Below are 15,042 nucleotides of genomic sequence, written 5' to 3'. Positions count from 1 at the left end.
GTATCGGCAAATCAATTATCGGACTGAACGGAATCGTGAAACTTCCATTGAGCTATAGGAGACGGTTGGGTTTGCTGTTTCTGTGTGCAGGCACAACTTCCTTCGCCGAGTCCAGGGTAGAACCGGACGAACTCTTTGCACTTTCACTCAAGGAGCTGACAGAGGTGGAAATCTCCACCGGAAGCCTGTACGGCAGTACCCTCAAAGACGCTCCTTCAGCGATTACTGTCATCCACCGTGAAGACATAGAACTGTCAGGTGCGCGAAATCTGGCTACGTTAATGGAACAACACGTTCCTGGCCTGTTGATCATGAACCACTCCGAGGGCAACAAGATCGGTCTCAGAGGCCATATCGCCGCCGAAAACTACAAACTTTTGTTACTGGTAAATGGTAAGAACCTCACCAATATGGTGTATGAAGGGGTCATTACCGAAATCGATCAATGGGAATTGGGTGATATCGAACGGGTCGAAGTGGTGAGCGGACCAGGCTCAGTGACCTATGGAACCGGTGCCATCGCGGGAGTCATCAATATCATCACAAAAAGTGCGAAGAACACAGTTCCCGCACTATCGGTCGGCGTTAGCTATAACGATACCTACAACAGCAAAGGCGTCAATCTTCAATACTCTCGGGCCTCTGACGACTGGGGGCTCTATTCGTATCTTTCTTACCGCGAAACCGAGGGCTTTGGCTCCCCTGATTACTTTAAACTCAATCCTGGCGAACCCAGCGACAATCGCCATATTGGCAAGGGGCCTGACGCCAGCGCCCCGCCACAGGATTATCTGGCCGACAGCCGCGGCCGTCCTCAGATCAAAGCGCATGTCGGCATTAACAAAGGCGACAGTTTCTCCGCCTGGTTGCGCTACACACAATCGGGACAAACCCGGTTCTTTACCGAGAAACAATGGAAGTTTGATGAGGAAGGCAACCCGGTAAAGACCGATAATGCGAACCGCTCGCAAACTCGCAGCCTGGCGCTGTCGATGGACTATCGCCATGAGCTGTCCAATAACAGTGTGTTGAATACCTCCCTGACGCTGGATTCACAGGAATATATCCGTTACCGCTACCTCAACCAGGGCGGAGCCAACAATATCAAAGACTATGCCTTCGCCCAGGACAGGATAACCGCCTCGGCATTGTATGATTTTCAACCGAACGAAAAGCTGAACGTGATCGCCGGCTATGAATACACTCATATTGACGTCGGCGCTCCCTGGGGCAAGAGCAGGGACCACCTCTGGATCAGGGAAGGTACGCACATCATCAGCAGCTGGGACAACAGCGTCTACACCCGCAATCCGGATCTCCTGGGACGTCCAAATCCCGATGATTTTCTGGAAGTCGGCCATGGGCTGAGTGTCGAGACGCACAGTCATTTGCTGGAGTCGCAATACGTTCTGTCAGATAGGCATAAGCTCTTCTACGCACATCGATTGGACTTCCCCAGCATTGCCGAAAGGATGTTCTCGCCAAGACTGTCCCTGGTGACGACATTGAACACCAATAGCACGCTGGTCACCTCAATTCAGCGCGCGCAGCGCATGATGCCATTGCGAGCTCAGTATCTGAACAATATTTCCGAAAACAGTTCGAAACTTGAAACCATCGACAGCCTGGAGCTTTCCTATACCGGCACTCTCACGGAGTCGACGTCGGTGAATCTTCGGGCTTATTACAATGACATCAAGGCGGTGGGATTTACCGGCAGTGAACTGGAGTTTTTAACAGACTATGAGCTATTTGGGTTTGAATTCAGTGCCACCTACCAGCGTGATAACCTGAAAGTCAGCCTGAGCCACGTGTTTTTGGAGCCCTTGGATGTCAACATGAACGACGATTTGAAAACGGGGAGCTCCAGAAACAATATCTCCTTCTCCGACTACTACTATTTTACTCGCAGGGGGATTCCCATCTTATTGGAGAGCTATGGTGACGGCCTGAACAATTGGCCGAAAAATATTACCAAGCTTATAGTCACCCGATCTTTCCTGAATCACCGTTTAAAAGCTCAGTTCAACGCCCAGATCTATTGGGATTTCGAGGGCTCATTCGATGAAATGAGGATGTACCAGACAGCCTATGACAGCTTCGACCGAAATACCTTGTCTGCCGCAGAGCAGTTGCAATTTGATCAACAATTTGAGGACTTCAAACAGGAAAGGTTGCTATTGGAAAATCAGGATGCCTTTGAGCTTGACTACAATTTGAGCGCGTCTCTGGTTTATCGCTGGTCAAACGCGAGCTCGCGAGACGTGCAGATCAAGGTCTTCGTGGAGAATCTCTTGCGCTCCAGCTACCGCTACAACGTCAGTACCGGCTCCAATCAAACAGCTCCTGAACGTCTGGAGTTTCTGGACAAGCCACGGGTGTTCGGTGCTTCTGTTCAAATGAGTTTCTAGACGATCTCTGGCCGCAAGCCTGAAATTCAGCGGGAGGGGTAATTAACGCCGGGGAGCACCATACCGGGAACGAAAAAAGGCTAGTAGGTGTTAACCTGCTAGCCTTTTAATTCGTACAAATCATGGTGCCCAGAGGCGGAATCGAACCACCGACACGGGGATTTTCAATCCCCTGCTCTACCGACTGAGCTATCTGGGCTTGGTCCTTTTCGACGCCAGGGCGTCTTCAGGAGGCGCGTATTAAACCTGTTGATCCCGATGGAGTCAAGGCTTAAATCACTGTTTTTGCCCACTTTTTTACTCACCTCCGCGGAAGGGGATAAATCGGTGTCGTTCTACCAGATTCAACCATCCTGCGACGGTGGCACGTACCCCTCTGCCGCATCGTAATCTCCACCCGAGAAAAACTTTTCCATCTGCTCACTCAGATAGGTACGTGCTGTCATGTCCATCATATTGAGGTGCTTTTCATTGATCAGCATCGTCTGGTGATGCATCCAGTCATTCCAGGCCTTTTGAGAAATAGTGTCGAAGAGCTCCTGCCCTTTGGCCCCCGGATAGGGCGGCGCCTGCAAGCCGGGTAATTCCTGTTGATATTTGCGGCAGAATACGGTGCGTGTCATAACGTTTATACATCCTGATGATTAAGGCCAGCGAGCTAGGCTACGGGTGCCAGCAAGCGGAGTTTTTCGAGCAACAGCTTGACCGGTGCCGCCAGCCCCAGATTGGCGGGTTGGTCTACATCATACCAACAAATGGCACGCTCCCCGACCGCTGAGATTTCGTCATTGAGATCCACAACCACCGGCGTGATATCGAGGTGATAGTGACTGAAGGTGTGGCGAAAGCCATCCCAGATTTCGCTAACGCGGGCAGTATCCCCGTACGTATCGTAGCAATGTTGCTGGACATCATGCTCCAGCGCCAGCTCTGGAAAACTCCACAAACCACCCCAGATGCCGCTGGCTGGGCGTTGCTCCAGCAGCCAGTCTCCTGCCGGATTTCGCAGCATCAGCAATTGCACTGTCTTGATCGGTTTATCCTTCTTGGGCTTCTTGCCGGGAAAGCGTTCAGGCTCGCCTTGCTGCAATGCCAGGCAAGAGCTATTCAATGGGCATTGATTACAGTCCGGTTTGCTGCGACGACAGACTATAGCCCCGAGATCCATCATAGCCTGAGTGTAATGATCGAATCGCTTTTTCGGAGTGTGAGCGTCTGCCAGCTGCCAAAGTCGGGACAGCACCTCGGACTTGCCGGGCCAGCCCTCAACGGCAAAATGCCGGGCGAGTACCCGTTTGACATTGCCGTCCAGAATAGGGGCTCTCAAGCCCATGGAAAGGCTGGCTATGGCCCCGGCGGTGGAGCGGCCAATACCGGGTAATGCTTCCAACAAATCAACATCTGTGGGGAATTCACCGTTGTATTGTTCGGTGACCGTCTGAGCGCATTTGTGCAGATTGCGGGCTCTGGCGTAGTAACCCAGCCCCGTCCAGAGGTGCAGAACATCATCTTGAGAGGCCGCGGCCAAATCTTCCACCGTCGGATAGTGCTCCATAAAGCGCTCAAAATATGGAATCACTGTCGCGACCTGAGTTTGCTGCAACATGATTTCCGAGACCCAAACCCGATAAGGGTTGACCTGTTGCTGCCAAGGCAGGTGTGTACGACCATACTGATCAAACCAGGCCAGGACCCGTGGTGCAAAATTCTTGAGTGTTGGCACAGCTGTCGCTTTTGTGTTGGCCGGCATCAGCGCTCCTCTAGGCTCTTTAAGGCATTTTCTTCGGGACCTATGACCCCTGCTGCAATCACGTGCGCAGTGTACCAAGCCAAGGGCATCACACAAATAAAACCCCAACATCAGTGCTATTTACAGCAATATTCATTGCAGTTACAAATAAGAATGCTTATCATCTGCGACCAGAAAAATGGCGTCCTATTGCTCAGCCCTGATTACGGCGCCGGACACTCGCATGTGGACAACGGCTGTCGATGAGGACACCATGAAAAAAAATTTGCTTCTCTTCAAAAAACTGATCTGTGGCGCATTGATTGCCGGCACCGCCTTTATCACCGGATGTGGTATGGGAGGTGATGGCTCGGCGACTCAGGCCGACCAGGCTACAACAATAACCGTGTACTCCTCACGCAAGGAACACTTGCTAAAACCCCTATTCGATCAGTACACCGCCGAAACCGGTGTTCAGATTCGTTACATCACCGATAAGGCTGGCGCTCTGATCCAACGACTCAGAGCAGAAGGCGCAACCACACCGGCAGATATGCTGATCACCGTCGATGTCGGTAATTTATGGCAGGCCACAGAACTCGGTTTATTGCAGCCAACCGAATCCACAACTCTGGACGCCAATATCCCGGCAGAACTGCGTGAATCCGAAAACCGCTGGGTTGGTCTCTCAGTGCGTGCCCGCACCATGGTATACAGTACCGATCGTGTGACTGAAGGTGAGCTGACCACCTATGAAGCCCTGGCCGCAGACACCTGGAGCGATCGTCTGTGCCTGCGCACCTCAAAGAAGGTTTACAACCAGTCCCTGGTTGCCAGCATGATTGACACTCTCGGTGCGGAACAGACAGAAACTGTTGTTCGAGGCTGGGTGGACAATCTGGCGACTGCACCCTTCTCCAATGACACCAAAGCCATGGAAGCCGTTATGGCGGGGCAGTGCGATGTCACCATAGTGAACACCTACTACTTTGGCCGCCTGAAGAAAAAGCAGCCTGACGCCGCCCTGGCGCTGTTCTGGCCTAACCAGGCAGACCGCGGTGTGCATATCAATGTTTCCGGAGGCGGTATCACCAAGCACGCGAAACAGCCGGAAGCCGCACGCAAGTTGCTGGAATGGCTGTCCAGCCCGGAAGCCCAGCGCAAACTGGCTGAGAACAATCAGGAATACCCCGCCAATGGTGGCGTGAAGCCCTCTGCGGAAGTGGCTTCCTGGGGCGAGTTCAAAGCCGACGCCATGCACGTGGAGGCTGCAGGACGCCTGCAGGCGGAAGCCGTCAAATTGATGGACCGCGCCGGCTATCTGTAATTGAATTCCCCTGCTTTGACTCAATTGCCCCGTACTGCCAGCGCCCACCGCTGGCGAGCGCGGTTGTGGCAACTGCCAACGCTGATGACAGCGGCATTGGTGCTGATGCCCATTACCGTGATCTTTCTGAGTTGGGGCAGTGACCAGACCGAAATCTGGCAACATTTGATCGAAACCCAGCTCGGCCGGCTACTGAAAAATACTCTGTTTCTGCTGCTGGGGGTCGGTATCTGGGTCATGCTGCTGGGGGTCAGCCTCGCCTGGCTGGTGGCATTGTGCGAGTTTCCCGGTCGCCGCTACCTGGATTGGGCTTTGATGCTGCCACTGGCCATCCCGACCTATGTCGTGGCTTTTGTCGCTCTGGGGCTGATGACCTATAGCGGCCCGCTGCACAGCTTGATCCGTGCCACCTTTGGTGAAGACGCCTGGTTCCCCGATATTCGCGGTCCGATTGGGGTGATCGCGGTGATGACCTGTGTGCTCTACCCCTATGTCTATATGCTGGCCCGCAGCGCCTTTCTGTCCCAGGGGCGCAACCTCATGGATGCCTCAAGACTGCTTGGGGTGAGCCCTTGGCGCAGCTTTTTTCGAGTGGCCCTGCCGATGGCACGCCCGGCTATTGCCGCGGGTACCTCACTGGCGCTGATGGAGACCCTTGCCGATTTTGGCGCGGTGGCAGTATTCAACTACGATACCTTTACCACGGCCATCTATAAGTCCTGGTTTGGGTTTTTCAGTCTGACAGCCGCTGCTCAGCTGGCCTCACTGCTATTGCTGTTTGTCGCCCTGGCGCTTTATACCGAACAACGGGCCAGGGGCGACGGCCGCTTGCATCAAAACCCCCGTCGTCAGCAAAGCGAGCGCTATCAGCTTCGAGGCAGCCGAGCCTGGCTGGCCAGCGGATATTGCAGCGTCGTGGTCCTCGTCGCTTTCTTGGTGCCCGTATTGCAATTACTGGCTTGGGTATGGGAAACCCGCGCCCAGGATATCAACGAGATTTATTGGAAACTCGTCGCTCACACCTTCAGTTTAGGGGGCATGGCCTCCCTGATCGCCGTGACTCTGGCGCTGCTGGTGGCCTATCACCAACGCTTGCAGAAACGCCACCATAACAACACCACAGAGCGATTGGCCACTCTGGGCTACGCCCTGCCGGGCTCCGTTCTGGCGGTAGGAATTATGCTCGCTTTTGCCTCGATTGATGCCGGGGTGATCAACCCTGTTCGGCAGTGGCTGGGACTGGCGCCAGCCCAGATTCTGCTCGGCAGCTTGTTCGCGCTGGTGCTTGCCTATGTGGTTCGGTTCTTCTCGGTCGCCTTTGGCCCCATCCAGTCGGGCTTCGCGCGAATCAAACCCAGTTATCAGGAAGCTGCGCAGATGTTAGGGTCTTCCCACTGGCAGGTTCTCAAACGCATCTACGTTCCACTGCTGACCCCCGGCATCTTTACCGCGCTGTTGCTGGTATTTGTGGATACCATGAAAGAGATGCCCGCCACTCTGCTCTTGAGACCCTTTGGCTGGGACACACTGGCAGTGCGAATCTATGAAATGACCTCCGAGGGGGAGTGGGAGCGCGCCGCCCTGCCCGCTCTGACGCTGGTGCTCATCAGTATTCCACCGGTGGTCATCATGATCCGTCGCAGCCGGGCCGTCAGCTGAACGAACGCCGTTCCCCAGTCAACCAAAACCCGTTACACTACGCGGTTTTAGGCCCTCAGCTGGCTGAATTCACAGAATTAACCCGAATTTGCGAGGAATACACCATGAGCGAAGTTCGCAACGAACTTAAGTACCTGTCCAGCCACGAGTGGGCTCGTGTAGAGGAAGACGGCACGGTTACCATCGGCATCACTGATCACGCCCAGGACAGCCTCGGCGACGTGGTTTATGTGGAAACTCCGGATGTCGGCAGCACCGTCAGTGCTGGCGAAGAGGCCGGCGTGGTTGAATCTGTCAAGGCAGCCTCGGACATTTACTCGCTGGTCAGCGGCGAAGTGATCGCTGTCAACGAAGCTTTGGAGGATGCACCGGAAACCGTCAATGAGTCGCCCTATGACGATGGCTGGTTCTTCAAAGTCAAGCCTACCGATCTGTCTGAGCTGGAAAAGGCGCTGGACGCTGAGGGTTACCAAGCCGTCTGTGAAGAAGACTAAGTACAAACTCCCATAGCACTGGAGTGGGTCAGCCGGTAGCAGCAGTCGCCACCGGCTGTTGGCGGCCCGCCGGCCTTACTTCTGCAGCACCAGCTGATTGAAGTAAAGATCCACCAGCTCGCTTTCTCCGTCTTCGGTCTCAAGAATATTGTGTATCGCCGCCAGGGCTTCCTGACGCAGAATTTCCTTTCCTTCCTGAGTGTCGAGGTTTTCTTCGCTCTGACGACTGAACAGCAAGATCAGATCATTGCGGATATAGGGCATGTGGTGACGGATGGAGTTGGCTCCGCTGGCACTGGACACCCTTACCGACAGCTCCGCCTTAAGGTAACGCAATCGCCCTTTACCCCCATAATTGACAACAAACGGGGGTTTTAGCGGAATATAAATGGCTTTTTGCAATACCGCCGCGCCTTCGCCACCTTCCTCCTGTGAAATTGCAGTGCCCGCCATCAGTGCCAGCATCAACGCCATCGCCCATCCAGTTGCCTGTTTCGCTAACACCTTACCAATGCTCCTTTTTGTCTATCCATTTTAAGGCGGTCTGATGAACCTGCCCCTGTTCTGTCCTCTATGATACCCGGTTCACTTGTGTTGTGTCGTTATTTCCCCTAGTGTAGCGCCAGTTTTTCAGACCCCAAAATTAAACCTCGATCTATGTTGAAAGGCTTTATCTGCCTGCTGCTATTTCAGCTACTGGGCGAAGCAGCGGTCGAATTGACTCGCAGCCCGGTACCCGGTCCGGTAGCCGGTATGCTTCTGCTCTTGGTGTGGCTGCTGATCAGCGGTGGCCCCAGCGATGATTTGAGCAACACCAGCCACTCGCTGGTGCAGTACCTCAGCTTGTTCTTTTTGCCCGCCGGCGTGGGTTTGTTCTTTCTTCCAGAGCATATTAGCGCTCAATGGCCCGCCATAGGCGCCGCTATGGTTGCGGGTACCCTGCTGTCTATGCTGTTCACCGGCTGGTTAGTGAAACGCCTGAGCGGAAAACGCGCGGCTTCGGGAGAGGGTTGAAGTTCTGGACAGTTTGCTCAATCAAATGCTCGAACTGGGGAGAAGTTTGCTTCATAAGCCTCTGTTTGGACTGCTATTAACACTGGCAGTTTATCAACTGGCGCTACTGCTTTATGAGCGTTGTGGCAAGCGCGCGTTTCTGCACCCGGTGGCGACCAGCGCCCTGGTGATTGCTCTGTTGCTGAAGTACTGGGGGGTACCTTACGCCCACTACCTGCAGGGAAACAAATTACTGGAGCTGTTGCTTGGTCCCACCACGGTTGCCCTGGCCATTCCCCTCTATAAGGAATTTCAACATCTGCGCCAATTGGCTCTGCCGGTCACACTCACCGTCATCATAGGCGGGCTCTTTGCCACCGCCAGTGCCCTGGCTATTGCCTGGTGGGTGGGCGCGTCCGATCAGGCATTACTTGCCCTGGCTCCAAAGACCATCACCACGCCTATGGCGATGGGCGTTGCGGAAAGTCTGGGCGCTCTGACGACACTGACAACGGGCGCAGTAGTGTTCACCGGCGTCATTGGTGTATTGCTCAGCCCAGTGGTTTTTTACGTGTTGCAACTCAAAGATCCCAGACTGCAAGGTGTTGTGCTGGGGCTCAACGCACACGGAGTCGGTACCGCCCGCAGCTTTGAGATGGGTGCTTCTGCCGGAGCCTTTGCCACACTCACCATGTGTTTATGCGGTAGCTTTCTGTCATTGACACTGCCTTATTTGATCCCCCTGGTTATCCATTAAGTCAGCATTTAGTGGATTGCGTTGATATTCGTCAAGGCACACCTCTCGATAGAGACTAAAGTAATCCCCAGATGTAAATTCTGACGATTGACACAAGTTTCACTTGCAGAGAGAAGCTGGATTTTCTATCTTGCTGGGACGGACTAAATTTGTCCGCCGATCATTTATAGTCAACAACCATAGCCATGAGCTAGACAACAAGAATTACCAAAAGCGTTAAGGAAGTAGTGCCATGCTTGAAAACTGTCAATCAGCCAAAGAACGTTGGGGCGGAGTCAGCGAGATTATTGATCGCTGGTTACAGGAACGACAGGAGTTGCTGGTTCGGTACTGTGGCCTTTCTGACGCCCCGGATAGCAGCGATGCCGCGCAGCAGCTGCAATCTGTCTGCCAGATACTGGTGGACTATGTCTCCGCCGGTCACTTTGAAGTCTATGACAAATTGATCAAGGAAGGCCGCGAATTCGAAGATGAGACTGCGCTGGAAGAAGCCAGCAAGCTATTCACTGCCATTGACCAGACAACCGAATTTGCTCTGGACTTTAATGACAAATACCTCGAAACCGACGATCTGGAAGCCCTGGCGCCGGACCTCTCCAAACTGGGCGAAGTGCTGGCGGTCCGCTTTGAAGCCGAAGACCGCATGATTGAGGTCCTTCATATCGCACACAAGGATCTGGTTGCCTGATCCCAATCCAATAACGCCTTTTCTTTTTTGATTCCCTGCCGATACAATCTGCAGGCGCCAACTCACTTGGGGTCGGCGCCGCTCTCGTACAGTATCGGGGATTCCCTATGATGAGTTCAGTCCAAACCTCCGGGGTTCTGCAGTGTTGCCGACAACTCTGCTATGGCCTCACGCTGGTGGTGCTGATCGTCGGTTGCAGTGACGGAATCGCTCCCAACTCGAGCTTCGAGGTCGCCGTCAAGGGAGCCCAGTCCGCATCAATATCGGATGATGGCAAACATACCATTGTGGGCTCTATTCACCACGGTGGCAGCCTATGGCGCAATGCCGATGGAGAACGCCTGTATAATTGGAATCACAAGCAGGGCGAATACACTACACTCCTGGCCAGTGACATCTCTGCTGACGGACGCTGGGGCATTACTGCAGGCCCCGAAGCAATCGTGCTCTGGGACACCAAAAGCGGTCAATCCCTGCGCTATTGGACGGCCCCGGACGAAATACTTTCCATCGCGCTGAGTGCTGACGGCCAACAAGCGCTGCTGGGACTGGAGAGTCACGGGGCCGTACTATTCAAACTGCACCAGGGTCGCATGGGCCATTCCTTTCCTCACGACAATCGGGTCAGGAGCGTGGACTTCAGCCGCGACGGAAGCCTGGCGATCACCGGATCAGAGGACTATACCGCCGCCGTCTGGGACGTGAGCAGCGGCCGCAAACTGCATGAGGTTGAGCATGAGGACGATGTGCAAATGGTGGCACTCAGTCCGGATGGCAGGCTCGCTCTCTCAGCCGCCAAATATGATCGGGCACTGGTGTGGGAAACCGCCACTGGCAAAGTTCTGGGTGAGGTTCCCCTGGCCGCAGAGAAGCTCCGGCGTGGTGTGCGTTTTACGGCGGCCCGCTTCAGCGACGATGGTAAACAATTACTTACTGGTCGCCCGGATCAGATAGTGCAGCTGTGGGATACAACCAGCCTCACTCCACTGGCCAAGTGGAAGGTGCCCAAGAGAGATGCGTGGAAGCCGACCAGTGCCGCCATCGTCGCCGTGGGCTTCGATACTAAGGGCGGTTATGTGGCCGTCGCCTCCAACGGTTTTGTCCACCGCCTCAAGCGCTGAACGCCAGCGTAGGGTATCAAATAGATTGTCCAAGTAATTCATCGACCAACTTGCCCAGTAAGATCAATGCCCGTTCTAATTCAAGGCACCAGGGCCGCGCCAGGCTCAGGCGCAAGTTGTGACCATACTGGGCACCGCCAAAAACTGCCCCAGGCATAAAGGCGATACCTTTCGCCAGAGCCCGCTCCAGCAACTCCATCGCCGACAAGTTCTCAGGTAGAGACAGCCACAGTAGATAACCTCCCAGGGGTTGACTGACCTGAGTCCCCTCCGGAAACTCCCTGGCAATCAAATGCCGGGCACGCTCCAGGTTTTGCGCATACTCTTGACGAACACGAATCAGGTGCTTGTCAAAATGGCCGCTCTGCAGATAGTCCGTCAACTGTAGTTGAGGCAAAGCAGCGGTACCGGTAGTCGTGGCTCGCTGGCGCTCCATCAATCGTTCACGCTGAGTACCGGCAACAACCCAACCCAGCCTCAAGCCGGGAGACAGCGATTTCGAAAACGATGAACAATAGATCACCCGGTTGTCCGTATCCTCTGCCCTAAGAGGCACAGGTCGATCGCATTCCCGGTGCCACAACTCACCGAAGATATCGTCCTCAATAATAGTAAAATCGGCTTGCCTGGCCAGAGCCAGCATCTGTCGGCGGGCATCAACTGGCATCAGGCTACCGCTGGGATTACTGAACGAAGGCGCGCAGAGAAAGGCCTTGATTGGCCACCTTTGCGTGGCGGCGGTCAATGCCCCGACATCCGCCCCGCGGTCCACATGACTCTCAATTCTGACCACTTTCAAACCCAGACTCTCCGAAGCCTGCAGAAAGCCGTAGTAACAGGGTGACTCCACTGCGATCACATCACCCGGCTGTGTCAGCGACTGCAGAGTGATCAGTACCGCCTCCTGACAGCCGTTGGTGATCACCACGTCATCGGGTTCGATCAGACAACCGAGCCGACTCATATGCAACGCGATTTGACGGCGTAGCTGCGGTTCCCCCGGAGAACTGCAGAGCTTGAGTGTGCCATCGAATTGATTGCGCAATATCCGGTTGGCTGAAGCTTTGAGCTGGCTGGCAGGCTGCAATTTGGGATCGGGAAGCGCGAGATCCAGGTGAACGCAATCCCTGGAACGGGTAAGCGCAAAAATGCGGGCAAGCGTAGCACTCATATGCAGGCGTGTCGGTTTGATGCTCTGACCCGGCCCCGGGATTGATGGCGAGCGGGTTAGCGGAGGAGAAACATAAAACCCGGACTTGTGTCGCGATTCGACCAGACCATCGCGCTCCAGACACTGATAGGCGCTGACAGCAGTAGAAACGCTAACGCCCAGACGCGACGACAACTGTCTGACAGAAGGCATCCGCTCACCGTAACGGTATACCCCCTGTTCAATCTGGGCACGTAATTCCAGAGCAATGTTCCGGTAAAGCGTCATCCGTCGTCCCCGTCTGTACTGCATTGATTTTCAACTATCTGTATCTGTATCGCATCACTGTGGATTTGTAAACTTCAATCCATGTTTCCCCACCATTGAAAACAGGAGCAGCAGCCAATGCCATTGCCCATTTATCAGATTGATGCCTTTACCTCACATCGCTTTCAAGGAAATCCAGCGGCAGTGGTTGTCCTGGACAGGTGGCTCGAGCAGGAGCTGATGCAAGCGATTGCGGCAGAAAACAACCTCGCCGAAACCGCGTTTATCTGTGGGGATGTCTCAGACGGCGATTTTGGTATTCGGTGGTTTACCCCCAGCCAGGAAGTAGACTTATGCGGTCATGCCACTCTGGCCAGTGCCTGGGTGCTATACCGGAAGATGCAGTGGCAAGCCCCCGCCATTCGCTTCCAGAGCCGAAGTGGAGAACTGATGGTGACCCGAGAGGGCCAGGGTTTGGCACTGGACTTTCCCGCTCGACCGCCAGTGGATGCAGCCTTGCCAATAGGCTTGTTGGACGCTCTGGGAGTGAAACAGACCGTTTATACTGGTCAGGCTCGCGACTGGTTGGTGGTTTTGGAATCCGAACAGGAAGTAGCCCGCCTTCAACCTGACTTCGGCGCCTTGCTGTCCTGTACCTCACAAGCCGTGATCGTGACAGCAAGGGGAGAAGAGTGTGACTTTGTCTCGCGCTTTTTCGCCCCGGGTGTGGGAATCAATGAAGACCCTGTCACCGGATCAGCCCATTGTACGTTGGTCCCCTATTGGGCAGATCAATTGGACAAGTCCGAACTCTTCGGCCGGCAGATTTCTGCTCGCCAGGGAGAGCTGCGCTGTCGACTGACACCCGCCGAGGCTCAGTTCAGGGTTATGATGTGGGGAGAAGCCGTGCTTTATTTGGAGGGCACCATAGAAGTGGGATGATGCTCGCCTGAATGGTTAGAGAGGCAGATCTTGAACGGTGAAATCGATTCAAGCGCTGGTGTCCTGTCAGGTTAATTCGTGGAGATTGGCCCAATTTATTTCATCGAATTAGCCAGACAGGACACCGGCCTTGGCGTAAATTACTGAGCGTTAGCCTTAAGCAGCTCTATCTCAAACACCAGAGTTGCATTAGGGCCTATGTCTCCGCCTGCACCGGCGGGGCCGTATGCCAGATCAGAGGGAATATAGACTTCCCACTTGGAGCCCTCCGCCATCAGCAGTAAGGCCTCGGTCCAACCGGGAATAACCTGGGTCACACCAAACGTCGCCGGTTCACCGCGGCGGTATGAACTGTCAAATTCTGTACCATCCAGCAAGGTGCCCCGGTAATGCACAGAAACCTGACTGCTCTTATTGGGTTTGTTGCCATTACCAGGTGTCAGCACTTTGTACTGTAGACCGGAGGGCGTTATTTTTACGCCATCCTTCTTGGCATTGGCGGCCAAAAAGGCCTCGCCTTCTTTACGGTTGGCATCACCCACAACCTTCATCGCTTCGTTATGTTTGGCTCGTTGCATGTCCTGCAGCGCCCGCATAGCGCTTTGCATTTCCTCCTCAGTCAGCGCCGGCTGCCGTCCCTCCAATGCGTCGCTGAGAGCTTTGGCCATGACTTCAACATTGACTTCTACCTGATCACTCCTGAACTTCTGACCAATGTTGTAGCCGAAGATGTAACTGACGCGGTCAGTGACCGTCTCCAGCTCATTTGCCCCCACGACTGGGGTAGCGGCGAACAACACTGCGGCAGTGCTGCTCAAAATCAGTTGTTTTAACATGCTGTATTCCTAATTAGGGATATTTCGTGACCGTCGCTGACGACTCAGGTCATTCTCGGCAATGAACCTCAACAAACCCATCACCGGCAAAGGCGGTGCTTGGACCGCGACTTTCCGGTGTTGTTCAAATTTGCTCCGGGCCCGTTATCATTGCTGTTCCAACATCTCCGAGCGCTGGTCCATTAGCTGTTGCACGTTGCGGGCATCGTCCATCATCTTCTGCACCTGGTCTGGAGAGACGGTGAGAGGCAATGGTACCCCAGGCAGATCATTGTCAGTAGCCGGCTGAGACTTTTTTTGTTGTTCCGACTGTTTTTGAGGTAACCCCTGAATGAGATTGGTATCGGGATTGATATCCAGAGATTGGGCATCAATACCTTCAGGGGGGGTATCGGAGTAGCGCCATGATCCGTCTTTATCTCGCCATTTGTAGACTCGGGTTGGTGCCGAACTGTCGCCGCTGAAGTCCGGCAATGCCTGGTTCACCCCACCGGTTAACCGCTGCCATAGCGCAGATGGATACCAATCCGGATTGATTGTCATCCAGGGTTGACCATCCGGACGCTTGAGAAAAAAAGGAGCAACCAACCCCACGACCAGAATCAGTAACATGGATTTGATCATCCACTTCATCACAACGTCTCCCAAATCTCTGCAAGATGAACTGC

The 15,042-nt window shown here is 54.3% G+C and carries 15 protein-coding genes and 1 tRNA gene; 9 read left to right on the top strand and 7 right to left on the bottom strand.

All coding sequences use genetic code 11. The annotated features are described in order from the left end of the window. Positions 1-71: 71 nt before the first annotated feature. Positions 72-2,411, top strand: a complete 2,340-nt coding sequence (locus HBA55_RS08300) for a TonB-dependent receptor plug domain-containing protein (RefSeq protein ID WP_166989290.1) — start codon at positions 72-74, stop codon at positions 2,409-2,411. 123 nt (positions 2,412-2,534) lie between these two features. On the opposite strand, the gene HBA55_RS08295 is transcribed toward HBA55_RS08300, so the two are convergent. From HBA55_RS08295 to mutY, 3 genes are all read right to left on the bottom strand, one after another. After that, positions 2,535-2,610, bottom strand: a tRNA-Phe gene (locus HBA55_RS08295). Positions 2,611-2,755: 145 nt separating this feature from the next. Further along, the gene (locus HBA55_RS08290) at positions 2,756-3,034 is read right to left on the bottom strand and encodes an oxidative damage protection protein (protein WP_166989288.1); all 279 of its coding nucleotides are present in this window, start codon (positions 3,032-3,034) and stop codon (positions 2,756-2,758) included. Between the two features lie 35 nt (positions 3,035-3,069). Continuing rightward, positions 3,070-4,161 (bottom strand): A/G-specific adenine glycosylase, encoded by a 1,092-nt coding sequence (mutY, locus tag HBA55_RS08285; RefSeq protein WP_166989286.1) that lies wholly within the window; start codon positions 4,159-4,161, stop codon positions 3,070-3,072. Positions 4,162-4,414: 253 nt separating this feature from the next. On the opposite strand from mutY, the gene HBA55_RS08280 reads away from it, so the two are divergent. The 3 genes from HBA55_RS08280 to gcvH all read left to right on the top strand — a co-directional run bounded on the left by HBA55_RS08280 (position 4,415) and on the right by gcvH (position 7,620). Further along, the gene (locus HBA55_RS08280; protein ID WP_206019607.1) at positions 4,415-5,467 is read left to right on the top strand and encodes an extracellular solute-binding protein; all 1,053 of its coding nucleotides are present in this window, start codon (positions 4,415-4,417) and stop codon (positions 5,465-5,467) included. Between the two features lie 15 nt (positions 5,468-5,482). Then, the gene (locus HBA55_RS08275) at positions 5,483-7,126 is read left to right on the top strand and encodes an ABC transporter permease (protein ID WP_206019606.1); all 1,644 of its coding nucleotides are present in this window, start codon (positions 5,483-5,485) and stop codon (positions 7,124-7,126) included. Positions 7,127-7,230: 104 nt separating this feature from the next. Then, on the top strand, positions 7,231-7,620 hold the full coding sequence (gene gcvH / locus HBA55_RS08270) for a glycine cleavage system protein GcvH (protein ID WP_166989284.1): 390 nt from the start codon (positions 7,231-7,233) through the stop codon (positions 7,618-7,620). Between the two features lie 75 nt (positions 7,621-7,695). Here the strand turns inward: gcvH and HBA55_RS08265 are convergent, their stop codons facing one another. Then, positions 7,696-8,124, bottom strand: a complete 429-nt coding sequence (locus HBA55_RS08265; protein ID WP_338109376.1) for a flagellar basal body-associated FliL family protein — start codon at positions 8,122-8,124, stop codon at positions 7,696-7,698. A gap of 153 nt (positions 8,125-8,277) precedes the next feature. Here HBA55_RS08265 and HBA55_RS08260 point away from each other — a divergent pair, with 153 nt between their 5' ends. From HBA55_RS08260 to HBA55_RS08245, 4 genes are all read left to right on the top strand, one after another. Then, the gene (locus tag HBA55_RS08260) at positions 8,278-8,634 is read left to right on the top strand and encodes a CidA/LrgA family protein (protein ID WP_166989282.1); all 357 of its coding nucleotides are present in this window, start codon (positions 8,278-8,280) and stop codon (positions 8,632-8,634) included. 46 nt (positions 8,635-8,680) lie between these two features. Then, positions 8,681-9,370 carry an LrgB family protein gene (locus HBA55_RS08255; protein ID WP_166989280.1) on the top strand — a complete coding sequence of 230 codons (690 nt, stop codon included), beginning with the start codon at positions 8,681-8,683 and terminating at the stop codon, positions 9,368-9,370. A gap of 232 nt (positions 9,371-9,602) precedes the next feature. After that, positions 9,603-10,058 (top strand): sigma D regulator, encoded by a 456-nt coding sequence (gene rsd, locus HBA55_RS08250; protein ID WP_166989278.1) that lies wholly within the window; start codon positions 9,603-9,605, stop codon positions 10,056-10,058. Between the two features lie 107 nt (positions 10,059-10,165). Beyond that, the gene (locus tag HBA55_RS08245) at positions 10,166-11,179 is read left to right on the top strand and encodes a WD40 repeat domain-containing protein (RefSeq protein ID WP_240945948.1); all 1,014 of its coding nucleotides are present in this window, start codon (positions 10,166-10,168) and stop codon (positions 11,177-11,179) included. A gap of 16 nt (positions 11,180-11,195) precedes the next feature. Here the strand turns inward: HBA55_RS08245 and HBA55_RS08240 are convergent, their stop codons facing one another. Beyond that, positions 11,196-12,617 carry an aminotransferase-like domain-containing protein gene (locus tag HBA55_RS08240; protein WP_166989276.1) on the bottom strand — a complete coding sequence of 474 codons (1,422 nt, stop codon included), beginning with the start codon at positions 12,615-12,617 and terminating at the stop codon, positions 11,196-11,198. Between the two features lie 117 nt (positions 12,618-12,734). Between HBA55_RS08240 and HBA55_RS08235 the strand changes: the two genes are divergently transcribed. Further along, on the top strand, positions 12,735-13,538 hold the full coding sequence (locus HBA55_RS08235; RefSeq protein ID WP_166989274.1) for a PhzF family phenazine biosynthesis protein: 804 nt from the start codon (positions 12,735-12,737) through the stop codon (positions 13,536-13,538). Between the two features lie 140 nt (positions 13,539-13,678). Here the strand turns inward: HBA55_RS08235 and HBA55_RS08230 are convergent, their stop codons facing one another. Together HBA55_RS08230 and HBA55_RS08225 are read right to left on the bottom strand one after the other, a co-directional pair. After that, a complete protein-coding gene (locus HBA55_RS08230; protein WP_166989271.1) occupies positions 13,679-14,374 on the bottom strand; it encodes a BamJ family beta-barrel-assembly machinery protein in 696 nt (231 codons plus the stop codon). A 147-nt stretch (positions 14,375-14,521) separates the two neighbouring features. Continuing rightward, positions 14,522-15,007, bottom strand: a complete 486-nt coding sequence (locus HBA55_RS08225) for a DUF4124 domain-containing protein (RefSeq protein WP_166989269.1) — start codon at positions 15,005-15,007, stop codon at positions 14,522-14,524. Between the last annotated feature and the right edge of the window lie 35 nt (positions 15,008-15,042).

Origin of the sequence: Pseudomaricurvus alkylphenolicus, from assembly GCF_011683955.1 — a bacterium.
Lineage (GTDB): Bacteria > Pseudomonadota > Gammaproteobacteria > Pseudomonadales > Cellvibrionaceae > Pseudomaricurvus > Pseudomaricurvus alkylphenolicus.
Note: the sequence above shows the minus strand (reverse complement) of the source record. Positions and strands in the feature narration are given on the sequence as shown.